This window comes from Clostridium sp. CAG:265 (assembly GCF_000436575.1).
GTDB classification, from domain to species: Bacteria; Bacillota; Clostridia; order Clostridiales; family Clostridiaceae; genus Clostridium; species Clostridium lentum.
In genome coordinates this window covers 1-22,839 of sequence record NZ_FR886604.1, presented here as the reverse complement: position 1 = coordinate 22,839, position 22,839 = coordinate 1, and the positions used below count along the sequence as shown (strand labels likewise).

Sequence of the window (22,839 nt, the reverse complement as noted above, 5' to 3'; positions counted from 1 at the left end):
GAACTCCAGTTGTTGAAGGAGCTAAGGTTGTAGCAAAAGTTGCAGCTCAAGGTAAAGCTAAGAAAATAACAGTTTTCAAGTATAAACCAAAGAAGGATTACAGAAAGAAAACTGGACACAGACAACCATACACTAAGTTAGTTATCGAAAAAATCGAAGCTTAATTTTAAGTTATGATTAAGGTTGTTAGTTTTAAACGCAATAGTTTATCAATCGGATTTAAGATTGAAGGCCATGCTTTATCAAGAAAAGAAATGGAAAACACCATTGGTGATGCGTACGATATGATATGCAACTCTGTTTCAGTATTATCTCAAGGTATCTTAATTGGTATGGTAGAAGTGCTTAAACTTCCTGTAAAGTATGAGATAAATGATGGTTTTTTATCATTAGATTTATCTACTCTTAATGAAGAAATGATAATGCAAGGACAAACTTTACTTTTAACATTTGAAAAAAGTATTGAAAGTGTAATTATGTCTCTTGATGCAAGTTTAGGGAAAAATAAACGGAATAAATATATAAAATTTATGTACGAGGAGGTGTAAATATATGTTAATGATTAACCTTCAATTATTTGCCCACAAAAAAGGGGTAGGTAGCTCAAAGAACGGTAGAGATTCTGAATCTAAAAGATTAGGTGCTAAAGCTGCAGACGGAGAATTCGTTTTAGCTGGAAACATCCTTTATAGACAAAGAGGAACTAAAATCCACCCAGGTGTTAACGTAGGAAGAGGTGGAGATGATACTCTATTTGCTACAGTAGACGGAATTGTTAAATTCGAAAGAATGGGAAGAGACAAGAAAAAAGTTTCTGTGTACCCAGTACAAGTTGAAGAAATAGCAGAATAATTTTTATAATAAAAGCACCCATATGGGTGCTTTTATTACTATACAGAATAATTTAAATAGCTTGTTGTGGAAATAATAAATAAAAAGTTTTGTTATTTCTGAAAATAATAACGATTGGAGGAAAAGAGATGTTTATAGATAGAGCCAAGATATACGTTAAGTCTGGAAATGGTGGAAATGGTGCTGTAACTTTTAGAAGAGAAAAGTATGTTCCACTTGGAGGTCCAGATGGTGGAGATGGTGGAAAAGGTGGAAGTGTAAAGTTTATAGTAGATACAGGGTTAACTACACTTTTAGACTTTAAATATAAAAAGAAATTCGTAGCAGCTGATGGTGGAAACGGTCAAGGCTCAAAATGTTACGGAAAAGACGGAGAGGATCTTGTTATTAAAGTACCAATGGGAACAATAATAAGAGAAGCTGAATCAAACAAAATCATTGTAGATTTATCACATAAAGATGATGAATTTGTTTTAGCTAGAGGTGGTAAAGGTGGTAAAGGAAATTGCAAATTCTGTACACCTACAAGACAGGCACCACACTTTGCTGAACCAGGAATGCCAGGTGAAGAGTTTAATTTAATATTAGAATTAAAATTATTAGCTGACGTTGGTTTAGTTGGATTCCCTAATGTAGGTAAATCAACGTTATTATCAACAGTAACAGCTGCTAAGCCAAAGATAGCTAACTATCACTTTACAACATTAAAGCCAAATTTAGGTGTTGTTAAAGCTGAAGGAATGAATGCTTTTGTTATGGCTGATATTCCAGGTATAATTGAAGGGGCTGCCGAAGGTGTTGGTTTAGGATTAGCGTTTTTAAGACATATAGAAAGAACTAGACTTCTTATACATGTTGTTGATATTTCAGGAGTTGAAGGAAGAGATGCTTTTGAAGATTTCGTAAAAATTAATGAAGAGCTTAAGAAGTATTCAGTTAAGCTTTGGGATAGACCACAAATAGTAGTAGCTAATAAGACTGATATGTTATATGATGAATCAATATTTGAGAACTTTAAGAAAAAAGTTAATGAATTAGGATTTGATAAGGTTTATAAGATGTCTGCAGCTACTAAGTTAGGTGTAGAAGAAGTAATAAAAGAAGCTGGAAGAATGCTTACAGAAATTCCATTTGCAGATTTAGAAATTACTGATGAAGAAAGATATATACCAGAAGAAAAGAAATTCACATATGAAATTAATGTTGAACATGGTGAAGAGTACGATACATATTATGTTTCAGGCTCATTTGTAGATAGATTATTAGCTTCAGTTAATATTCATGATGCAGATTCGTTAAGATACTTCCATAAAGTTCTTAATAATAAAGGTGTATTCAACGAATTAAGAGAAATGGGAATTAAAGACGGAGATATGGTTAGCTTAAATGACTTTGAATTTGAGTATATTTTATAGGAGGATTAAAATATGATAACGAGTAAACAAAGAGCATATTTAAGAGGGTTAGCGAATACTATGCAACCAATATTCCAAATTGGAAAAGGCGGAATAGAAGAAGCTTTCTTAAAGCAAATTGAAGATGCATTAGAAAAAAGAGAGTTAATAAAGATAAAGGTTTTAGAAAACAGTGGATTAGATGCAAGAGAAGCATCAAATGAAATCTGTGAAGCAATAGGATGCGAAGGAATTCAAGCTATTGGAAGTAAGATAGTATTATTTAAGCAATCAAAGAAAAAGCCAACAATAGAATTACCTGTAGCAAGAAAGAAGTAAGACTATGAAGAAGTATGGTATAATGGGAGGAACTTTTAATCCTATTCATTTAGCACATTTATATATTGCTTATGAAGCAAAAGAGCAATTGAATTTAGATAAAGTTATATTTATGCCAGCTGGAAATCCACCTCATAAAAAGGATACAATAATTGATGCAAAATTTAGATATGAGATGGTAAGAAGAGCTATAGAAGGTTATGAAGGATTTGAAATTAATTCTTATGAAATAGAGAAAAACGGATATAGTTATACTTATGAAACTTTGAATGTACTTAAAGAAGAAAATCTTAAGCTATATTTTATAGCTGGAGCTGATTCTTTAATGGATATTGAAAAGTGGAAAAATACTAAAGAAGTATTAAATAATTGTACCTTTGTAGTATTTAATAGAGGGGAATTTAATAGAGAAACATTAAAAAGTCAAAAGGAATATCTAGAAAATAAATATCAAGCAGAAATAGTACTGCTTGATATTATGTCTATAGATATTTCTTCAACTATAATAAGAAAAAGAATCAAGGAAGAAAAGAGGGTAGACTTCTTCCTTCCTAATAAAGTTTTGGAATATATAAGTTATAATAATCTTTATAGGGGGACTAATTAATGAAAAATATTGAATTCATGAAAGAGTATTTGGAAGAAAATCTGGTAAAGGGAAGATATCTACATACTTTAGGTGTAGTTGAAACAGCAAAAGATTTAGCTAAAAGATACGGAGTAGATATTAAAAAGGCTGAAATAGCAGCTTTAGCCCATGATATAGCAAAAAATTTATCTTCGGAGCAATTATTAAAAATTATAGAGGCAAATAATATTACATTAAGTGTAGATGAAAAAAATACTAGAGAGTTATGGCATTCTATTGTAGGGCCAATAGTAGCTAGAGAACGCTTTGGAATAGTAGATGAAGAAATATTAAGTGCCATAAGGTGGCACACTACTGGAAAAGAAAATATGTCAAAGCTTGATAAAATAATATATTTAGCGGATATGATTGAACCATCAAGAGATTTTTCAATGGTAGAAGAATTAAGAAATGATAGCAAAGATGATTTAGATAAAGCTATGCTAAATGCTTTAACTTATACAATAAAATATTTACTTGAAAAGGGCTGTTTAATTGATGTTAATACAGTGAAAGCAAGAAATTATTTATTGTATAATAATTATAAATAGATATATAAAATTATTTGTGAGGTAATTGGTATGGCTACACATAAAGATGATAAAAAAAGTGATAATGTCGCGAAGAAAAAGAGACTTAATGCTTCGGTGATTAGTAAGGTTGAAAGAGTACAAATGGAAAAAAGGAAAGAAGCTAGAAGAAAAGCAAAGAAAAAAGCTCAAAGAAAAAGAGCAGTAGCTTCTTTTGTAATATTAATTTTTTTACTGATAGCATTTACCGTAATATATGCTTTATCATTTATTTTTGGGCTAAAGACAGATAATCTTGGAGGTGGAAAAGCACCAGCTAAAAATGAATCATTAAACATATTAGTGGTAGGTATGGATATAGGAGATATTGATCAAGAAGGCAATACTGGACTTAGAAGAACAGATACAATGATGGTATTTAATTATAATCCTATTACTGATGTTGTTAATATTGTGTCAATACCAAGGGATACACTTATAGAAGTAGAAGATGCCTATGATTCTGAAGGGAATTACATTCCTTATTGGAAAATAAATGCTGCTTATGCTTTAGGCGGCGAAGATGAACTTGTGATGCAGGTGAAAAAATTATTAGAAATAGATGTGAACTACATTGTTGAAATAGATTATAAGGCATTTAGGAGCATAATAGACGCCATTGGTGGAATAGAGATGTATATAGATAGAAATATGGATTATGATGATGATGCACAAAATCTTCATATTCATTTTAAAGAAGGTGAGACAGTTCTTTTAGATGGTGAAAAATCTGAAGAATTTATCAGATGGAGAAAGAATAATGATGGTAGTGGATTTGTTGATGGAGATTTAGGAAGAATATCAAATCAACAAAGATTCATGCAAGCTGTATTTAAGAAGATGATGAATCCTTTAATTTTACTAGATTTGCCAGATATTATGAATGCTGTAAAATCTAATGTAGTAACGAATATGAGTGGTAGTCAGATAATTAATTATGCTTTAAAGATTGTAAAGAATTCAGGAATAAGTATGCATACATTACAAGGGTATGATGAAAAAATATATGGACAATCATTTTTAGTTGTTGAAAAAAGTTATAATACAGATATATTAGACGCCCTTAAGTCAGGTGCATCTGTATCTTCTGTGGATAGAACTGGATATAACATTTTAGTTTTAAATGGAACTAATACTAATGGATTAGCAGGGAATTTTAGAAGCGACCTTCAGAAAATAGGATATGTAAATGTTACTATAGATAATGCAGAGTCAACGGATAAATCTATTATAATGTGTAAAGACAGTAAACTTAGAGATATATTAAAAAGTGATACAGGCATAGGTAAAACAAGTAAGGATATAAGTAATTATCCTGAATATGATGCAGTTATAATTTTAGGTGAAGACTATAATTAATTTATATTATGATGGAGGAGTTTAATGAGCACTTTAGAAGAAAAAGTAGATAAGAGATTTGAAGGAAGAAAGATAAGGGAATTCTTAAAGGAAAAGATGGGATTATCATCAAGGCTCATAAAAGGTGCATCAATTGACAAGAGGATATTAGTAAATAATACTCCTGTTAAGATGAACTATATGTTAAAAGAAAATGATGAAATTGTAATAAATTTAGCCAAAAAGGAAAGTCAAAATATCGCTCCAGAAAAGATAAATCTTGATATAGTATATGAAGATAAAGATATCATAGTTATAAATAAAGCACCTAATATGGTGGTACATCCAACTAAAAGGTATCAAAGTGGAACCCTTGCCAATGGGTTATTATATTACTTTAAAGAAAGTAAGCAAGATTGTATAGTAAGGCTAGTAAGCAGATTGGATATGGATACATCAGGTCTTATAATAGTGGCAAAGAACCAGTATGCTCATAGCGAGCTATCTAATCAAATGCAAAACAATAATGTAGAAAAACGATATCTAGCTTTAGTTCATGGCAATTTTACAGAAAAGGAAGGAACAATAGACCTTCCTATATATAGACCAGAAATCGAAGGAGTTATGGCGAGAGTCGTAGATAAAAGAGGTCAAAGAAGTGTAACTCATTATAGAGTAATAGAAAGCTATAAAGATGCTGAACTTGTTGAATGTCTATTAGAAACTGGTAGAACACATCAGATTAGAGTTCATATGAAAGCAATGGGTCATCCAATTTATGGGGATACTTTATATGGTGATACAGATGATAGTGCTTTAATTTGTAGGCAGGCTTTACATGCCTATAAATTAAAATTTCAATCTCCAAGAACAAAAGAGGAATTAGCATTAACAGCAAACCTTCCAGCAGATATAGAAAAATTAATAGTAAGCTTAAAAAAAGCAAAATAAACGAGTCCAATTTTGGACTCATTTATTTTGCTTGGAAATATTAAAATCTATGTTTTCTCCTTATTCTTCTTCTGCGTTTATTGTAACGAATTTTTCTTTTTATATTGAAATAAATTATTATTAAAATAATAAATATAGAAACTATGCTAGGAATAAAGAATTTGTTTGAAGATATACTGTTTACTGTTTCTTCTGCCTTGACAGAAGTAGTGTAAGTTCTTGACCCTGCACTTATCAAGTTAACATTGGTATAGGTACTTCCATTTACTAAAAGTGAAGCATTTTCAAATAATATGTCTCCTTCACTAATAGTTTGAGTAGAATAATCTTTCTTGGCGTAATTAACAGTTATAGAAGGATATAGATTATCAGTTGATAAGAAAGTATAATATATATCTCTGTCACTTGTTAATGGAATAGTAACATCATCATTAATTACATAATTATCTAAAATGTCGCCTATAGACACTATTTTTTTTGTAATAAAGTTTTCAAAGCCCCACTCAAATAGAGGACCAACGCTTTCATAATGTTCAGCCTTATTATTTGCATTTAAAAAAGCAGCAATTAAATATTGAGAATTCTTTTTTGCAGCTGCCACATAAGTATGATTTGCTTCATCAGTCCAGCCAGTTTTCCCTGTAAATATATAATCATAAACATATTCAGGATAGTTATATTTTGCATAACTTGAGTAAGGTGAACAATTATTACCATTTATTGCCCAACGTTCACTACCATCTGTATAAGGGTGATTTTTGTAATAATATTCATCAATTTGTGATATTCTAACAAAATCATTATATTCAGCTGCATATTGTAATATTAAAGCTAAGTCGTGAGCAGTAGTAAGATGTCCTTCTTCATGTAAACCACTTGGATTTTTAAATGTAGTATTTACAGCACCAATTTCATGGGCTTTTCTTGTCATCATTTGAGCAAAATTTTCTATTGAACCTCCTACATGTTCAGCAAGTGCTTCAGCAGCATCATTAGCTGATGGTAATAAAAGTCCAATAAGTAATTCCTCTATAGTGTAAACTTCACCTTCTTGAAGTCCCATAGAACTTCCATCGGCATAAGGAGGATTTTCTCCAATGGTAACTTGTTCATTAAGTGAGCAGTTTTCTAAAGTAATTATTGCTGTCATTACTTTTGTTGTAGATGCTGGTTCAAATTGAACATCTGAATTTTTTTCATAGAGAATATCTCCAGTATATCCATCTATTAAGCACACACCCTGTGCATTTAATTTAGGTACTTCACTAACATAAGCATTAGCATTTATCATGCATATATTCAAAATTAAAATAACAAAAATAAAAAGTGAAGTAATTATTTTTTTTGTATAGTTCCCCATAAGTATCTCCCATGTATGTTTTTATTCTTTTTCATTTTAGCAAAAATTATATATAAATTCTATTTATATGTATGAAAATTACCGAAAATTCAGATTAAATTTAATATATATGTTAATAATTATATATTATGAAAAAGGTGGGAGAAAATGATTGACTTAAAAAATAAAAAGATTATAGGGTTAGTTATAATAACCATTATTATTTTTATTGTTTCAATATTTTTATATAAACAAAAAAGTAGTAATGCTTTCAAGGAAGAATATATGACGGAAATATTTGAGGAAGAAAGTAATGATAACATGGAATATACCGAAACATTAGAAGAAGATACCACTATTATCAATGAAGATAGTATAGACAGAAATAAAATAATTGTTGAAATAAAAGGAGAAGTTGCAAAGCCAGATGTTTATCAGTTAGAAGAAGGAAGTATTATTAAGGATTTAATTGATATGGCAGGTGGAGTTACAGAGGAAGCAGATTTGAGCAGAATTAACAGAGCAGAGGAACTTCTAAATCATGAACTTATTATTATTGGTAATATTAATGATGAGACAGAAAGTAGTGTAGTTCAAAATAATAGTACATATAGTAGTAACGGTAATAATAGCGATAAAGTTAGCACATTAATAAATATAAATACAGCAGATTTAGAACAACTTAAGGAGATAACAGGAATTGGTAATATAAAAGCACAAAGCATAATTGATTATAGAGAAGCTAATGGAGGTTTCAAATCTTTAGAGGAATTAAAAAATGTTGATGGAATAGGTGATAAGACTTTTGAAAAGATAAAAGAGCAAATAACTTTATAAGTATTTGACATATGAATTTTATTTAAAGATTAGTGCTAAAACTTTAAAATAACTTTTTGAAATGTTATAATATATTGGATTTAAGAAATCATAAAAACTTTTATCGATGGAAGAAGAGGTAATTTATGAATAAAAAGAGAATTTCAATTATTTTAAGCGGATTATTAATGATGACTATGGTATCATGTACTAATAAAGATAATATTAGTATTTCATTAGAGGATAATAAAGCTAGAGTTATAGAAAATATACAAGCTGAAGGTACATGGGCAACTGATTACTCTAGAAATGAAGTTCAAAATTTACATGAAGAAATATTACACAGAATAGAAGATATATGTACTATACTAGAAGTACAAGATGAATATAGTTTACATGAAGAAGTTAAAGATGAAAATGGAACAACTGTAAATAGAAATGGTCTATATTTAGAAATACCAGAACCAGAAAGCAACAGAATAGAAAGTATGACATATGAATTAGTTCAATATGGAAATGATTTATCTTCTGGTAAGCTGGTATTAAAAATTGGATTTAACCTTGATAATAAAGCAATAAAAGAAGAAGGAGAATTCAAATTTGAAAATACAGCTATAAAAGCTTTCTCAGAAGCCTTTACAGGGGAAGAGAATAGGGATTATACTGAATTAAATAAAGAAATATATGATATAATCACTAATAGTTCAGGAGTAAATAAAATTGAAAATAAACTTGATGGATTATCAGAAACAATAACTATAACAGATGATTATTTAATTTATACATTAGAAAGTAAAGAGTATAACTTTAAATAAAAAATGGAGGAGATAATAAATGAATAATAAAGATGAATTTGAAAATTTAGAGGAAAATATTGAAGAAGGGATATCAGAAGAAATAGTAGTAGATACTGTTTTAAAAGAAGATGGAAAAGTAATTAGGTTTATTAAAAATATTTTAAGTGGTATTGTAGACCAAATAGTGGCAGTGGTTATTGCGTTAATATTATATTTAGCAATTTCGTTAATATTTAAGGTTGCAGGTTATAAAATAGTTATGAGAGAGGAAATGTTCCTTATTGTGTTTATTGTAAGTAATGTGTTATATTATCCTTTAGTACAAGAATTTTTAGGCGGTAAAACATTAGGAAGAAAATTTGTATTAAGATAATATGCTTATGATGAATAAATATAAATAGGAGTGGACTATGAAAAGAGGAAGCCAAGTTACAATAAAAATTGAAAAGACAGAATTTCCTTCTGTTGGGATAAGTGAATTTGAAGGTAAAAAATTATATATTAAAGGGGCTTTCCCAGGTCAAACTGTAAAAGGAACTGTAAAGAAAAAAAGAGATACATATGCAGATGTTAAACTTGTAGAAGTTTTAGAAAAAGCACCATATGAAATAGAGGCACCATGTCCTCATTTTGGTGTTTGTGGAGGGTGTAGCTCTCAAAACTTAACTTATGAAAAACAATTAGAGTTATTGAGTGATGAAGTATGTGAGCTATTTGAAGATAAAGATATCCCAATGGGAATGTATCTTGGAGTTAAAGGTAGCGAAAATACTTGGGAATATAGAAATAAGATGGAATTCACTTTTGGTGATTTAGAAAAAGGTGGGGAACTTACTTTAGGTATGCATATGAAAGGTAAATCTTTTGGTGTGCTAACAGTTGATAACTGTATGATAGTTGATGAAGACTTTAGAAAAGTTCTTACTGTTACAGTAGAGTATTTTAGAAAGCAAAATCTTCCTTATTATAGAGTAATGAAGAGAGAAGGATACTTAAGACACCTTGTAGTTAGAAAAGCGTCTAACACTGGAGAACTTATGGTGAATTTAGTAACAACTACCCAAATAGATTTTGACTTAAGTGGATATACAGAACTTTTAAAATCACAAACTTATAAAGGAAAATTAGTATCAGTATTACACACTGAAAATAATTCATTCTCAGATGCAGTAGTACCTGAAAAAGTTAATATACTATATGGTAGAGATTATATAATAGAAGAATTACTAGATCTTAAATTTAAGATATCACCATTTTCATTCTTTCAAACTAACTCTAGAGGAGCAGAATCTCTTTATAGTATAGTAAGGGATTTCATGGGGAATGGGGACAATAAAGTTGTGTTTGACCTTTACTGTGGAACAGGAACTATCGGGCAAATAGCAGCACATAATGCTAAAAAGGTTATTGGGCTTGAACTTATTGAAGAAGCTGTTGAAGCAGCAAAAGAAAATGCTAAGCTAAATGGTTTAGATAACTGTGAATTTATTGCTGGTGATGTTGCAGAAACAATTAAGCAAGTCAAAGTTAAACCAGACATAATAATTTTAGATCCACCAAGAAGTGGTGTATCTCCAAAAGCCTTAGATTACGTAATTAAATTTAATGCAAAAGAAATAATCTATGTTTCATGTAATCCAAAAACAATGGTAGATAACTTAGAAACTCTACTTGCAGCAGGTTACAAAGTAGAAAAGAGTACAGTTAAGGACATGTTCCCTAACACACCTCATGCTGAGACTGTTGTTAAGCTTATGAAGTAAGCTGTTACAACAGTCCATGCAAGGGTTACCCAAGAAATGAGCGAAGCGAAATTGATTGGAAGTAACCTACTGCTGAAACAGTAGTTAAATTGACAAAGACTGTATAGGATGAAGTCAATTTTCTACTATTGTTCATGCAAGGACTGTCCAAGAAACGATAGTTGATTGGAAACAGCCTATTGCTGAGACATTAGTTAGAACTTCAAAATTAGTAAATGATATTTTTAAGAGTCACGCAAAAGAATGTGTGTCTCTTTTTTGCTTATAAAAGTTATTATGAAATAAGTATAACTTTAAGCTTACGAAGTAAGCTTTTTACTACCGTTCATGCAAGTGTACTCCAAAGGATTCGAGTGTAACGAAGGGTGCTTGGTAAATGACTACTGAAGATATGGTACTTAGAACTATAAATATAGTGAAATGGTATATATTTAAGAAAATTAATAAGGAAAACTATATTAATTAAGATATAGTTTGATAAAAAAGTAATAATGTTAAGTAGTTGATTAAATATATAAAAAATGTTATTTTTATTACAATAGTTGAAAATGAAGGAAGTGTTGGAATGGATATAGAAATGTTGCCAGCTGATTATGGAGATTGTATGTTAATAGAATTAAAAACAAAAGACAACAAAAATACATATACAATACTTGTAGATGGTGGAACATCAAAGAGCTATAGAGAGGGTTTAAAAAGCATATTAGAAAGCTACTTAGTTGGTGATAAAAAACTAGATTTAGTAATTATAACGCATTCTGATGATGATCATATTTCTGGTATGAATGATATATTAAAGAATGAAAAAATAGTAACTAAAGTTAATAGGGTTATATATAATTCACCATATGCAATCGGAAAAGCAATAAATGAATGGGATGAAAAGGATTTAACAAAAACTATAAAGCCTAAAGTAATAAAAAGAACAAAAGTATCTACAGGATTTAATAAAAGTGATAAGGGGAAAAATAAAAAGTGTATCACAGATAATTCTAATACAGGGGCTATTCAGGCAAGGAATTTACAACAAAACTTATATGATTTAGGAAAATTAGAAATGAATTTGATTTTAAATGATGGAAAAAGTGACATTAATGATAATGGTATTATAAGTAATTTTCTATCACCTACTCAAGAATTATTAAATGATTTTTTTCATGTTTATAAATCGCAAAAGAATAGTAAAAAGAAAAATAGTGTTTTGAGTAATACTGCAAAAGGTGAAAGTGACTACAATATTCCATTCAATATATTAATTAATGATAAGACAGTGAAGAAGTTAAGTACATATAATATGGCGAGTATGGCGTTTATTATATACGAAGAAGTTTCAAAACAGTCTATTTTAATAATGGGTGATGCCTCATATGGTGTAGTTGGTGAAAAATTAAGACAGTTAAAAGATCAAAATGGAATATTATATAGTGAGAATAATCCTATAGAAATAGAGTATTTTAAGTTATCACATCATGGAAGTATATGTGATTTGACAGATGAATTCTTAAACTTAATAAAGTGTCAAAAATTTTTGATATCTACAAGTGGAAAAATTTTTGGGCACCCAGATAAAAAAATGATTGCTAGAGTATATAGTAATTTTAATAATGCAAGTTTTTATTTTAATTATGAAGAAAGAGTAGAAGATATAACTAAAGAGGGTGGAGAAATAAAAAGTATTTGCGAATATAAAAGAAGGTTTTAAAAAGGAAGATATTTATGCATAGAGTAGTAAAGATTAATGTAATAGGCAATATAGGTACAGGAATGCTTATTTCATTAAAAGATGATATGAAACATGATGTGATTTTAACTGTGTGTCATATTTTTGGAGAAAATAATGAAGATGAATGGGAAATGTGGGAGGTTGGAATTGATGACATTAGTGTAACTTCAGATTACTATGATACTGAATTTGAAGTTACAGATGTTTTATATAAAAATGGAGATGCTGAAAATAATGATTTTGCATTAATTTATATAAAAAAGTTCAAAAAAGATATAGATTATGAAAATCCATATCTACCTAAAGATGAAGAATGTATTTTAAATAAAACTGTTACTATAGAAGGATATGCTAGAGAAAAAGAAAATAATGCATCCAGGGTTATAGAGGGAAATATATATAATTTTACTGATGATAAAAAAACTTTTTATAGGGTTAATTATATGGAAAAGGATCGTGTTAATGATTTAAGTAGTGTAGAAATGAATAGAGGAATGTCAGGAGCTCCTGTATTTTTAAAAGATGAAAATGATATTTTTGTGGGAATGCAAAAAATGGTGTCTAGCACAAAGTCTACAGATGGAATATTAGGTGTTTTTACTTATAAATATTGTTTAGTGCAAATTAAATCACTTTATAAAGTGGACTTGCCTTTAATAACTAAAGAAAAAAATAGATTAATAAGAAATGATTCATTGTTTAGATTTATACATGTTATTCAGCAAGAATTTAATATTAAACCTAACTCAAAAAATCATATAGGCGCAAGTATAGAATATAAAGATATTGAGGAATTAAGAGGACACTTTTTAAATGAATTAATTGATACAATGATTGATTGGGTATACTCTTCTGATAGGTTTAAAGAAATATTAGCCAAGATTGTTGAAGATGGTAAAAGTGAAGTAGCGGCTTATTCTCAAATACATAATAAAATTCATAAGAAGTTTAGAAGAGAAATTGATGGAAAGTTATCTGCGTTAGGTCAAATTGGAGAGTTATTATTATCACATTTCATACAAAGGTATTTAAGAGCAGTGCCCATCTTGAGAAAACAAGAAATAAGAGCAGTATCTTCTATTGAACATATATGTAAAAATGCAATACACTATAAGAAAGAGAATGGTAAAAATATAATTATACTTGGAGAAGCAAAGATCTATACAAGTAAATATAACTTTAATGAAGCTTTTAAAGAATCAATTGACAGCATTTTAAAGACGTATAAAAATTATTCAGATGAAAAAGAATTATATATTCATGAAGACTTTGTTGATAAAGATATGAATGATATAGCTGAAAGCTATTTGAATGGTACAATGGTAAAGCCACAAGTCCATTTAGTATCTATTACTATTTATAATGAAGATCAACAAATAGATATTATAGATGAAGATGAAATAAAAAAACAAATAGATGGTATTATTAAAGAAAGATATAGTAAGTTTAGTGATGATTATATTGATGTAGGAAAATATCCCATATTAAATAGAATAACATACATAATTTTTCCAGTATGGGAGATAGAAAAATTAGCATTACAATATGAAGAATTATTATAAAGCTTAGAGAGGAGGGATTTATATAGATAAGTTAGAAAAATCTATATTGAAAGAGTGGTTAGAGATAGAATATTATACTATTGCTAGCAAGGCTAAATTTATAAATAAGCAGGTTGAAGTAGATCATAAATTAATTTTAAAAACTATTAGATGTTTAGATTATATGACTACTATGAAAGAAAAGCCTTCTAAGGAATATATTATTACTGTAATTGCGCTAATGTGGGAATATACAAATAAGCAAGAATATGATTTGAAGAACTTTATAATAAAAATATTATCAAGAATAGGATATTCAACGTCGGCAATAGTAATTGATAATGAATTTGATAAAGATGAATGTAAGTTTTTTAAACCTAAAAGTGTTTTTGACATGTTTTCATTAACTGCTGAGCAAAGTGTTAACGAAATTTCTGTAAAAGATAAAACGTTTCTATTAACTGAATTTCAAAAGAGTATTTGGGATGCTATGAATGATAATAAAATTATAGGAATTTCAGCTCCTACATCTGCTGGGAAATCATTTGTTATTTTATTAAAATCTATATCTAAAATGATTAAAGAGAATTTAGATATAGTGTATATAGTTCCTACACTGAGTTTGTTAAATCAAGTTATGGAAGACTATAATAAAATGCTGAAGGTTCTTGGTATTAAAAACTACAGAATATCTAATAGCTTTGATTTAAATTCTTTAGATAGCATTAATACAATATTTGTTGTTACTCAAGAGAAAGCTTTGTTTGCATTTTCGAATGAGAAGAAAAAATTTGATAAGAAAATTATTTTAATTTCAGATGAAATACAAAATATAGAGAGGATAACAAATGATGATGATTTGAGAGCTAAGATATTATTTGATACATTGATTGAATTTAAATATAAAAAAAATATAAATCAAATTATTATAGCTGGCCCTAGAATTGAAAATATTGATAAGTTAGGAGAGAGCATATTTGGAAAAAATACTAAGGAATTAACTACAGTAGTAAGTCCAGTATTAAATTTAACTTATAGCATTAGAAAGGTAAATGATGACTACTATTTTTGTCAATATTGTGCATTGAGCGAAGATACTTATAAAAAGAAAATCGAGGATGATTCATTAATAAAGTGTTATGGAATAGATGATTATAATGATCAATATTTAAAATATTTAAATACATTTGTAAGTAGGATAGGCAATAATGAACAAAATATTATTTTTGCGCCTACATCTAAAAAAGCATGTGAAATAGCGTGCTATTTGTCTGAAGATAAAAAAGAAAATTGTGTTAGTAATAAATTAAAGGAACTAATAAAATATTATGAAGATACGATTAATACAAACTATGCAATGTGTAAATCTTTAGAAGCAGGTGTAGCTTATCATCATGGAAAATTGCCTATGAATGTGCGTAGAACTCTAGAAAAAGCCATATCGGATAAGGAAATAAATAATGTTGTTTGTACTACTACTTTAATGCAAGGAATGAATATGCCAGCACAAAATGTTATTATTAGAAACCCACACTTATATGTAAGAAAGAAAAAAGATTCTGGTGAATTATCTAGTTATGAAATGGCTAATTTAAGAGGAAGAGCAGGTAGATTATTAAAAGATTTTATTGGAAGAACTTATGTATTAGATGAAAGTAGTTTCGAAAATGTTGAAGGATATAATCAAATAGATATTTTTGAAGATGTTACTACTACTCTTCCAAGTGGATATGGAGAAAAGTTTATGGAACATAGGGATGATATCACAAATACTATTCAAAGTATGAATTTTATAGATTCCACTATGATTAAGTATGGATACCTAGTTGCTTACATACGTCAATCAGTATTACGATATGGCATTAACTCACAAAAGCATTTAAAAGAGGTCGGAATTGAATTAACAGTTGAAGAACTGGATAATACCATCAAAAATTTAAAAAATTTGAATATACCAAAAGATATTTGTTATAAAAATAGATATTGGGATCCATTTATATTAAATGAAATTTATATTAATAGAAATGAATTTGTTAATAAACTACCCATAATGCCTAATAAAAAAGGTGCTAAGTATAGGTTAGAGAAATTAATGAAATGGATAAGAGATAATAAAAAAACTCACTTTATGTATGAAAAGTATGTTCCACAATTGTATCGTAAAGGAAAAATGAGATCTATGTTGTGTAGCAATTGCATAGATTGGGGGAAGGAAATAGCTCTCAATGATATTCTTTGTGGTGATAGATATGAAGGTGAACAGGCAAGTGAGAATATAGATCAAACAATTAATTTACTAGAAAGAGTGGTTTCTTTTAATATTCCATTATTATTAAAACCAATATTTGATATAGTAGATTCTGATAACTTATTTTTAACGTGTATACAAACTGGAGCATATAATATATCCACTAGAAGAATGATTGAAATAGGAATCCCAAGAGAAACTGCTATATACTTAAATAGAGAGTTATTTACTAATGTAAGAATGGATAAGATTGAAGAGGAAAAACGTGATGATATAATTATGAATATTATTAAAGAAAATATTAATTCATTACCATATTGGATTAAAGTACAATTAGAGTTTATGATATAAAATAATATTTAAGTTGATATAATAAATAAGTCTACTGATAAGTTTGATTATTTATAATACAACTAATATTTTATATTTCATATATATTAAATATAACTTACAAAGGCATAAAATTCTTAGTAAATTCAAGAGAAACGCAGAGCGAACTTAGAATTTTAGCCCGCATTTCGTAGTGTAACGGAGAAATGTGTTCCTTTGAAATAAATGCAGTAAGCTTTTTACAACTATCCATGCAAGGGCACTTCAAGAATTCCAGTGTAACGAAGAATGATTGATTAGTGCCTACTGCTGAGACATAAGTTAGAATTTCAAAATCAGTGAAATTGTACATTGAAAAGAGTCATGACAAAAAAATCATGGCTCTTTTTTCACATTAAAAAGCAATTGATATGATATATGATTGATAATTTATAAATAAATATTGAGATTCATTTATTTATATAGTAAAATATTTTTATAATTAAACAATTATATCAACGGAGAGATGACATTATGAATAACAGTAAGCTTGTAAAAATAATGCATATCATTTTATTTGTTATTACAGCATTATATTTACTAGAATCTATATTTTTAAGAGGATTATTTACAAATCCATTAATAGCTCTTGTTAACATTATAGTAGCAATTATTGCTATGGTAATAGCATTTATAAAAAAAGAAAAGAAATTAGCTATTATTGATTTATCTATTTTAATAGTAGTTTCAGCAATACTTACATATTTAATGAATTTATAAAATAAATTTATTGTATATAGACTATTGCTTAAGTAGAAGCGAGATATAAATTTAAAAAAGTAATTTTAGAGTCATACAAAATAATGTGTGGCTCTTTTTTATTGAAAAAATAATTGTTGAAGGTATTACTACTGAATAATTAAACTAGGAGATATTACAGGTTTAGCAGGTATTATTATGGTTTTTTGTAACTATTAGTATTATAATATTATTATTGATTAAAGAAAAAATATAAAGAGATATAAATCTTGATATGAGAAAAGAAGGAGAAAAGAAAATGATTAAAGTAGGAATAATTGGAGAAGTGAAGGATAAAGTAAGTGAAAATAATACTGCAAAGACTTTAAGAAGTGGAACATTAAATGTATATGCAACGCCGGCTATGGTAGCACTTATGGAAGAGGCAGCCTATAAAAGTATTGAAAGTGAGTTAGAAGAGGGGCAAGGTAGTGTAGGTACTTCAATGAATATCAAACATATTGCAAGTACGCCAATAGGTATGGAAGTTATAGCAAAAACTGAACTTATAGAGGTTGATAGAAGAAGACTTGTGTTTAAAGTTGAAGCTTTTGATGAGCGTGGAAAAATTGGTGAAGGAATTCATGAACGTTTCATTATTAACAATGAAGATTTTCAAAATAAAACTAATAATAAATAAAAAGCATAAAAAATCTTGACCTTGAGTTAACTCCATATTGTATAATTATAAGTAGAGCATGAAGAATTATTAAAGTTGATATATTGAATTTATTTAAAACGTATAGTAAAATATTTCTAAAAGTATTAAAATTTAAATATTACACAAAAGAGGAGAGAATAATATGAGTAAGAATATATTTTCTGATAAAAGTTTATTTATAAAAATAATGCATATTATATTATTTATAGTTACAGGATTATATTTAATAGAATCTTTATTTTTAAGAGGGCTATTTACCAATACGTTAATAGCTATTATCAATATTATATTAGGAATTATTACAATTATAATATCAATAGTAAAAAAAGAAAAAATATTAGCTATTATTGATTTAGCTATTATAATAGTAGTTTCAGGGATATTTATATATTTAATGAATTTATAATAGGTATTATATAAAAAATGAGCTGTTGCACTAAACAATTAGTGTACAGCTCATTTTTTGTATATAGTATTTTATTGAAATGCTATATATCTAAGGCCATATCTCCTTGTTTTATCCATTCTTTTCTTCTCATAAACTCAGAAATAAGCAATGTTAATAAAGCAGGTAGAATAAAATGCATTAAGATTATTTGTAATATTACTGTTTTGCTAGAAGTTGAACCAATCATCGTTTGATAAGTCATGATTTGTCCTACAAATCCAGCTGATCCCATACCAGATCCTGTAGCGTTATTTGTCATTTTAAATATAACAGAAGAAACAGGACCTAAAATAGCACTAGATATTATTGCAGGAAGCCAAATTACAGGCTTTTTTACTATGTTAGGAATCTGAAGCATAGAAGTACCTATTCCTTGAGCTAAAAGACCACCCAATTTATTTTCTCGATAGCTGGCCACAGCAAAGCCAACCATTTGGCAACAACAACCTATAGTGGCAGCACCAGCTGTTATTCCATTTAAATTTAGGATTACGCCAATGGCAGCAGAGCTTATTGGTAGCGTAAGAAGTATTCCCATTATTACAGAAACCAGTATACCCATAATAAAAGGTTGTTGTTCTGTAGCAAACATTATAATAGTTCCTAGCCAAGTCATAAATTTTGATATTGATGGCCCAATTAGTAATCCAGCAGCTGATCCGCTAAGAATAGTAATAAGTGGAGTGATGATTATATCTATTTTTGTCTTTCCACTTATAACATGTCCAATTTCAATTCCAATTAATGCAGCAATAAATGCACCTAGAGGTTCTCCAGGGCCTACAAGTAATACTGAGCCAGTTTCAGTAAGTATTTGGCCAGATAATATTTTAGTAGCAAAACCTCCAATTATGCTGGCTACAGCAGCTGATATGGTAACTAGGGGACTCTCTTTAAATTTATAGGCAATACCAACACCAATACCAGCACAAGTGCAAGAAGCAGCAAGTTTTCCTATAAGGTAAATCATAGTTCCTATATTATTAGGTATAAAATTACCTATTTGTTGAAGTATTGTACCAATTATTAAGGTTGAAAATAATCCTAAAGCCATGCCACTTAATCCATCAATGAATATATGGCTTAAAAAGTTTTTAATTTTTTTCATAATGCAATCTCCTCTCCCAAAAAACAAAAACATAAGAATTTATATATGCTTACTTATGTATATACATGTGTAATGTAAGTGTAGTTTATCATTAAATGTAACAAAATTCAAATTTTAAATAAATAAATATAAGAAGATTTATAGAAAGAAGGTATAAAAGAAAATTTAGAAGAGTAAAATTAAATGAAAAAATTTTTCTCTTGGGGAACTAAAAATTATGACTAACAAAATTAATATTGGCATTGTTGGATATGGAAATTTAGGAAGAGCTGTTGAAAAGGCATTGATGAACAGTGAGGATTTAAAATTAGAAGCTATATTTACTAGAAGGAATGTAAAAAATATCATAAGTGATTCAAAGCTTCTACATATTTCGGAAATTAAAAACTATATTGGTATCATTGATGTGATGATTCTTTGTGGAGGCTCAGCAACTGATTTGCCACAGCAAAGTGCAGAAATAGCAAAATATTTTAATGTGATAGATAGTTTTGATACTCATGCAAAAATAGAGGAACATTTTATAGGTGTTGATGAAGTGAGCAAAGAAAATGAAAAAATAGCACTTTTATCAGTAGGATGGGATCCAGGTTTATTTTCATTAAATAGATTATTAGGGAAGGCTATACTTCCTAATAGCACTGAATATACATTTTGGGGTAGTGGAGTAAGTCAAGGGCATTCGGATGCTATTAGGAGGATTAAGGGAGTAAAAACAGCCATACAATATACTATACCTATAAAAGAGGCAATAGAGAGAGTTAGACACGGTGAAAAACCAGTTTTAAATGATGGAGAAATGCATAAGAGACTATGCTATGTAGTTGCTGAAGAAGACGCAGATTTATCTTTTATAGAAAATTCAATAAAAAATATGCCATATTATTTTTTAGGGTATGAAACGGAAGTGAATTTTATTACTGAAGAAGAATTTAAGAATAAACATAGAGGAATGTCTCATGGTGGCTTTGTAATTTGTTCTGGTAATAGTGGAGAAAATAATTTTGTCATGGAATTTAAACTAGTTCTTGATAGTAATCCAGAATTTACAGGTTCAATATTGGTGGCTTATGCCAGAGCTATATTTAGAATGTATAAGGAAGGTAAGAGAGGGGCATATACTATATTTGATGTGCCTATTAGTTACTTATCATCTAAAAAGGCAGAAGATCTTAGAAAAGAATTATTATAATCAAAAAAGATTAAGTATGAATTTGCTTAATCTTTTTTTGTTTAATAAAATCTTTATCTGATAATTAGTCCAATAATAATATATTTAGCTGAAATTGGTAAACATAATAAAGTAAGTTAAAAAAATAGTTAGATAAAGAAGGTGTCTTTTAATGACTTAAAGTTTTATTATTAAATAAAAATTGATATTTAGTTTAAATATATTGCAGGACATTACGATAATAAAATGTATAAAGAATAATGAAGTGTGAAAAAAGTAAAAAAATACGAAAAAATGTAAGTGATTTATAAAAAAACAATAATCTTTGGGATTTATGATGATAATACAATATTGACAGTATTTCAGGAGTTACTGTATAATTAATATTGATTTAAGTAAACCCACAGTGTTAAATACTTATATATTTTCACTGACGAAGGGAGGAATTAAGAGTGTCAGAAATAAAGGTTAGAGAAAACGAATCATTAGAGCAAGCTTTAAGTAGATTTAAAAGAAAATGCGCTAATGCTGGAGTGCTTGCTGAAGTAAGAAAAAGAGAGCACTATGAAAAGCCAAGTGTTAAAAGAAAAAAGAAATCTGAAGCTGCAAGAAAAAGAAAATTCAAGTAGTAATAAAGTATCCTTTCAAATTACGTTTGAAAGGATTTTTATTTTTTTGTACTTTTAATTTAAAATATTATAGTATTTCAATATTATTTTCTTTACATGTTTTTATTGTGTTTTCATCCCAAACAGAAGTTTGAACTTCTCCTATATGAGCTTTTTGTAAAAAGAACATGCATATTCTTGATTGGCCTATTCCGCCACCGATGGTTTGAGGAAGTTTTTCGTTTAATAATAATTGGTGGAATGGAAGAGTCTTTCGTTCTTCACAATGAGCTTTTATAAGTTGTGATTCAAGAGTTTTTTTGTCAACTCTTATGCCCATTGAAGATAATTCAAAAGCTTTATCTAATAGTGGGTAATAAAATAGTATATCTCCATTTAAGGACCAATCATCATAATCAGGACTTCTGTCATCATGTTTTTTACCTGATTTTAAGGTGTCACCTATACTCATTAAGAATACAGCTTTTCTTTGGCGGCAGATAGCATCTTCTCGTTCTTTTTCAGATAAGTTAGGATACATATCTTCTAGTTCTTGAGTAGTTATAAATGAGATTTCATCTGGTAGAGATTTTTTTAAGTATGGATACAAGGAATTTGTATAATTTTCTGTAGCTTTGAAAATAGAATATATTTTTTTAACTGTATCTTTTAAAGTAGCAATATTACGTGCGTCTTTACTGATGACTTTTTCCCAGTCCCATTGATCTACATAGATTGAATGAAGATTATCTAGCTTTTCATCACGTCTGATAGCATTCATATCGGTATAAATACCTTCACCTATATTAAATCTGTATCTATGAAGTGCAAGTCTCTTCCATTTAGCAAGTGATTGAACTATTTCAAGATTACTTCCATCAATAGCTGTCATATCAAAAGAAACGGGACGTTCTATACCGTTTAAGTTATCATTTACCCCAGAAGTAGCATCAAGGAAAAGAGGTGCTGAAACTCTTGTAAGATTTAATGTTTTAGATAAGTTTTCTTCAAAAAAGTCTTTTACTTTCTTAATTGCAATTTCAGTTTCTTTAAGAGATAGTTTAGAAGTGTAATTCTTAGGTATAAATACTGTTGATTTTTTCATATAATAACCTCTTATTAATTAAATTCTTTTACTAATATTACAATAAATAAAATTAAATGTAAATAAATCTACAATGAAATTTTTTTATTAAGTTGCAAAATCATTATTAATAGGCTTAAAACTATAAAATGTTATAAAAAAATATACATAACTTATGTTGATTAAGCGATATAAAGGAAAAATAAAAAAGTTAAAAAAATATGTTGACATATGTAGAATGATAATGTAATATACTAAGAGTAATGTAGCGGTGCTACAACAGATGTGACTTGGCCCCTTGGTCAAGCGGTTAAGACACCACCCTTTCACGGTGGTAACAGGGGTTCGATTCCC

At 28.5% G+C, this 22,839-nt stretch carries 24 protein-coding genes; 21 read left to right on the top strand and 3 right to left on the bottom strand.

Annotation, left to right across the window (positions count from 1 at the left end; genetic code table 11):
- The 9 genes from rplU to Q5O29_RS04505 all read left to right on the top strand — a co-directional run.
- The coding region (gene rplU, locus Q5O29_RS04545; protein WP_302631753.1) for a 50S ribosomal protein L21 at positions 1-164 on the top strand (164 nt) is incomplete at its 5' end.
- 9 nt (positions 165-173) lie between these two features.
- The gene (locus Q5O29_RS04540; protein ID WP_022211814.1) at positions 174-548 is read left to right on the top strand and encodes a ribosomal-processing cysteine protease Prp; all 375 of its coding nucleotides are present in this window, start codon (positions 174-176) and stop codon (positions 546-548) included.
- Positions 549-552: 4 nt separating this feature from the next.
- Positions 553-852: a 50S ribosomal protein L27 gene (rpmA, locus tag Q5O29_RS04535; RefSeq protein WP_022211813.1), complete on the top strand. Its 300-nt coding sequence runs from the start codon at positions 553-555 to the stop codon at positions 850-852.
- 128 nt (positions 853-980) lie between these two features.
- Positions 981-2,267 carry a GTPase ObgE gene (gene obgE, locus Q5O29_RS04530; protein WP_022211812.1) on the top strand — a complete coding sequence of 429 codons (1,287 nt, stop codon included), beginning with the start codon at positions 981-983 and terminating at the stop codon, positions 2,265-2,267.
- 12 nt (positions 2,268-2,279) lie between these two features.
- The gene (gene yhbY / locus Q5O29_RS04525; RefSeq protein WP_022211811.1) at positions 2,280-2,585 is read left to right on the top strand and encodes a ribosome assembly RNA-binding protein YhbY; all 306 of its coding nucleotides are present in this window, start codon (positions 2,280-2,282) and stop codon (positions 2,583-2,585) included.
- A 4-nt stretch (positions 2,586-2,589) separates the two neighbouring features.
- Positions 2,590-3,192 (top strand): nicotinate-nucleotide adenylyltransferase, encoded by a 603-nt coding sequence (nadD, locus tag Q5O29_RS04520; RefSeq protein WP_022211810.1) that lies wholly within the window; start codon positions 2,590-2,592, stop codon positions 3,190-3,192.
- The gene (yqeK, locus tag Q5O29_RS04515; protein WP_022211809.1) at positions 3,192-3,764 is read left to right on the top strand and encodes a bis(5'-nucleosyl)-tetraphosphatase (symmetrical) YqeK; all 573 of its coding nucleotides are present in this window, start codon (positions 3,192-3,194) and stop codon (positions 3,762-3,764) included. Before nadD ends, yqeK begins: the two co-directional genes overlap by 1 nt.
- Before the next feature lie 30 nt (positions 3,765-3,794).
- The gene (locus tag Q5O29_RS04510) at positions 3,795-5,141 is read left to right on the top strand and encodes an LCP family protein (protein WP_022211808.1); all 1,347 of its coding nucleotides are present in this window, start codon (positions 3,795-3,797) and stop codon (positions 5,139-5,141) included.
- 24 nt (positions 5,142-5,165) lie between these two features.
- Positions 5,166-6,071 (top strand): RluA family pseudouridine synthase, encoded by a 906-nt coding sequence (locus tag Q5O29_RS04505; protein WP_022211807.1) that lies wholly within the window; start codon positions 5,166-5,168, stop codon positions 6,069-6,071.
- A gap of 40 nt (positions 6,072-6,111) precedes the next feature.
- Here the strand turns inward: Q5O29_RS04505 and Q5O29_RS04500 are convergent, their stop codons facing one another.
- Positions 6,112-7,431 carry a D-alanyl-D-alanine carboxypeptidase family protein gene (locus tag Q5O29_RS04500; RefSeq protein ID WP_022211806.1) on the bottom strand — a complete coding sequence of 440 codons (1,320 nt, stop codon included), beginning with the start codon at positions 7,429-7,431 and terminating at the stop codon, positions 6,112-6,114.
- 147 nt (positions 7,432-7,578) lie between these two features.
- Between Q5O29_RS04500 and Q5O29_RS04495 the strand changes: the two genes are divergently transcribed.
- From Q5O29_RS04495 to Q5O29_RS04450, 10 genes are all read left to right on the top strand, one after another.
- Complete coding sequence (locus tag Q5O29_RS04495) at positions 7,579-8,247, top strand: ComEA family DNA-binding protein (RefSeq protein ID WP_022211805.1); 669 nt, start codon at positions 7,579-7,581, stop codon at positions 8,245-8,247.
- Between the two features lie 125 nt (positions 8,248-8,372).
- On the top strand, positions 8,373-9,041 hold the full coding sequence (locus Q5O29_RS04490) for a hypothetical protein (protein ID WP_022211804.1): 669 nt from the start codon (positions 8,373-8,375) through the stop codon (positions 9,039-9,041).
- 19 nt (positions 9,042-9,060) lie between these two features.
- Entirely contained in the window at positions 9,061-9,396 is a 336-nt protein-coding gene (locus Q5O29_RS04485) for a hypothetical protein (RefSeq protein ID WP_022211803.1), read from the top strand.
- Between the two features lie 37 nt (positions 9,397-9,433).
- Positions 9,434-10,786 carry a 23S rRNA (uracil(1939)-C(5))-methyltransferase RlmD gene (rlmD, locus tag Q5O29_RS04480; protein WP_022211802.1) on the top strand — a complete coding sequence of 451 codons (1,353 nt, stop codon included), beginning with the start codon at positions 9,434-9,436 and terminating at the stop codon, positions 10,784-10,786.
- Positions 10,787-11,351: 565 nt separating this feature from the next.
- Positions 11,352-12,488: an MBL fold metallo-hydrolase gene (locus tag Q5O29_RS04475; RefSeq protein ID WP_302631751.1), complete on the top strand. Its 1,137-nt coding sequence runs from the start codon at positions 11,352-11,354 to the stop codon at positions 12,486-12,488.
- A gap of 14 nt (positions 12,489-12,502) precedes the next feature.
- Positions 12,503-14,071 carry a Hachiman antiphage defense system protein HamA gene (locus Q5O29_RS04470; protein ID WP_022211800.1) on the top strand — a complete coding sequence of 523 codons (1,569 nt, stop codon included), beginning with the start codon at positions 12,503-12,505 and terminating at the stop codon, positions 14,069-14,071.
- A gap of 46 nt (positions 14,072-14,117) precedes the next feature.
- Complete coding sequence (locus Q5O29_RS04465; protein ID WP_022211799.1) at positions 14,118-16,649, top strand: DEAD/DEAH box helicase; 2,532 nt, start codon at positions 14,118-14,120, stop codon at positions 16,647-16,649.
- A gap of 492 nt (positions 16,650-17,141) precedes the next feature.
- Positions 17,142-17,387: a hypothetical protein gene (locus tag Q5O29_RS04460; RefSeq protein ID WP_022168494.1), complete on the top strand. Its 246-nt coding sequence runs from the start codon at positions 17,142-17,144 to the stop codon at positions 17,385-17,387.
- Between the two features lie 277 nt (positions 17,388-17,664).
- Positions 17,665-18,045: a thioesterase family protein gene (locus tag Q5O29_RS04455; RefSeq protein ID WP_022211798.1), complete on the top strand. Its 381-nt coding sequence runs from the start codon at positions 17,665-17,667 to the stop codon at positions 18,043-18,045.
- A 163-nt stretch (positions 18,046-18,208) separates the two neighbouring features.
- Positions 18,209-18,472, top strand: coding sequence for a hypothetical protein (locus Q5O29_RS04450; RefSeq protein WP_022211797.1), 264 nt, complete (start codon positions 18,209-18,211; stop codon positions 18,470-18,472).
- An 82-nt stretch (positions 18,473-18,554) separates the two neighbouring features.
- On the opposite strand, the gene Q5O29_RS04445 is transcribed toward Q5O29_RS04450, so the two are convergent.
- Positions 18,555-19,622 carry a PTS transporter subunit IIC gene (locus Q5O29_RS04445; RefSeq protein ID WP_022211796.1) on the bottom strand — a complete coding sequence of 356 codons (1,068 nt, stop codon included), beginning with the start codon at positions 19,620-19,622 and terminating at the stop codon, positions 18,555-18,557.
- A 217-nt stretch (positions 19,623-19,839) separates the two neighbouring features.
- Here Q5O29_RS04445 and Q5O29_RS04440 point away from each other — a divergent pair, with 217 nt between their 5' ends.
- Together Q5O29_RS04440 and rpsU are read left to right on the top strand one after the other, a co-directional pair.
- Positions 19,840-20,814 carry a diaminopimelate dehydrogenase gene (locus tag Q5O29_RS04440; RefSeq protein ID WP_022211795.1) on the top strand — a complete coding sequence of 325 codons (975 nt, stop codon included), beginning with the start codon at positions 19,840-19,842 and terminating at the stop codon, positions 20,812-20,814.
- A 431-nt stretch (positions 20,815-21,245) separates the two neighbouring features.
- Positions 21,246-21,422: a 30S ribosomal protein S21 gene (gene rpsU / locus Q5O29_RS04435; protein WP_022168490.1), complete on the top strand. Its 177-nt coding sequence runs from the start codon at positions 21,246-21,248 to the stop codon at positions 21,420-21,422.
- 67 nt (positions 21,423-21,489) lie between these two features.
- Here the strand turns inward: rpsU and asnA are convergent, their stop codons facing one another.
- Entirely contained in the window at positions 21,490-22,506 is a 1,017-nt protein-coding gene (gene asnA, locus Q5O29_RS04430) for an aspartate--ammonia ligase (RefSeq protein WP_022211794.1), read from the bottom strand.
- Positions 22,507-22,839 lie beyond the last annotated feature (333 nt).

What these genes read in the sequence shown, in the direction of transcription:
- Q5O29_RS04540 (WP_022211814.1), top strand. Translation starts at nt 174, where the DNA reads ATGATTAAGGTTGTTAGTTTTAAACGCAATAGTTTATCAATCGGATTT.
- rpmA (WP_022211813.1), top strand. Translation starts at nt 553, where the DNA reads ATGTTAATGATTAACCTTCAATTATTTGCCCACAAAAAAGGGGTAGGT.
- obgE (WP_022211812.1), top strand. Translation starts at nt 981, where the DNA reads ATGTTTATAGATAGAGCCAAGATATACGTTAAGTCTGGAAATGGTGGA.
- yhbY (WP_022211811.1), top strand. Translation starts at nt 2,280, where the DNA reads ATGATAACGAGTAAACAAAGAGCATATTTAAGAGGGTTAGCGAATACT.
- nadD (WP_022211810.1), top strand. Translation starts at nt 2,590, where the DNA reads ATGAAGAAGTATGGTATAATGGGAGGAACTTTTAATCCTATTCATTTA.
- yqeK (WP_022211809.1), top strand. Translation starts at nt 3,192, where the DNA reads ATGAAAAATATTGAATTCATGAAAGAGTATTTGGAAGAAAATCTGGTA.
- Q5O29_RS04510 (WP_022211808.1), top strand. Translation starts at nt 3,795, where the DNA reads ATGGCTACACATAAAGATGATAAAAAAAGTGATAATGTCGCGAAGAAA.
- Q5O29_RS04505 (WP_022211807.1), top strand. Translation starts at nt 5,166, where the DNA reads ATGAGCACTTTAGAAGAAAAAGTAGATAAGAGATTTGAAGGAAGAAAG.
- Q5O29_RS04500 (WP_022211806.1), bottom strand. Translation starts at nt 7,431, where the DNA reads ATGGGGAACTATACAAAAAAAATAATTACTTCACTTTTTATTTTTGTT.
- Q5O29_RS04495 (WP_022211805.1), top strand. Translation starts at nt 7,579, where the DNA reads ATGATTGACTTAAAAAATAAAAAGATTATAGGGTTAGTTATAATAACC.
- Q5O29_RS04490 (WP_022211804.1), top strand. Translation starts at nt 8,373, where the DNA reads ATGAATAAAAAGAGAATTTCAATTATTTTAAGCGGATTATTAATGATG.
- Q5O29_RS04485 (WP_022211803.1), top strand. Translation starts at nt 9,061, where the DNA reads ATGAATAATAAAGATGAATTTGAAAATTTAGAGGAAAATATTGAAGAA.
- rlmD (WP_022211802.1), top strand. Translation starts at nt 9,434, where the DNA reads ATGAAAAGAGGAAGCCAAGTTACAATAAAAATTGAAAAGACAGAATTT.
- Q5O29_RS04475 (WP_302631751.1), top strand. Translation starts at nt 11,352, where the DNA reads ATGGATATAGAAATGTTGCCAGCTGATTATGGAGATTGTATGTTAATA.
- Q5O29_RS04470 (WP_022211800.1), top strand. Translation starts at nt 12,503, where the DNA reads ATGCATAGAGTAGTAAAGATTAATGTAATAGGCAATATAGGTACAGGA.
- Q5O29_RS04460 (WP_022168494.1), top strand. Translation starts at nt 17,142, where the DNA reads ATGAATAACAGTAAGCTTGTAAAAATAATGCATATCATTTTATTTGTT.
- Q5O29_RS04455 (WP_022211798.1), top strand. Translation starts at nt 17,665, where the DNA reads ATGATTAAAGTAGGAATAATTGGAGAAGTGAAGGATAAAGTAAGTGAA.
- Q5O29_RS04450 (WP_022211797.1), top strand. Translation starts at nt 18,209, where the DNA reads ATGAGTAAGAATATATTTTCTGATAAAAGTTTATTTATAAAAATAATG.
- Q5O29_RS04445 (WP_022211796.1), bottom strand. Translation starts at nt 19,622, where the DNA reads ATGAAAAAAATTAAAAACTTTTTAAGCCATATATTCATTGATGGATTA.
- Q5O29_RS04440 (WP_022211795.1), top strand. Translation starts at nt 19,840, where the DNA reads ATGACTAACAAAATTAATATTGGCATTGTTGGATATGGAAATTTAGGA.
- asnA (WP_022211794.1), bottom strand. Translation starts at nt 22,506, where the DNA reads ATGAAAAAATCAACAGTATTTATACCTAAGAATTACACTTCTAAACTA.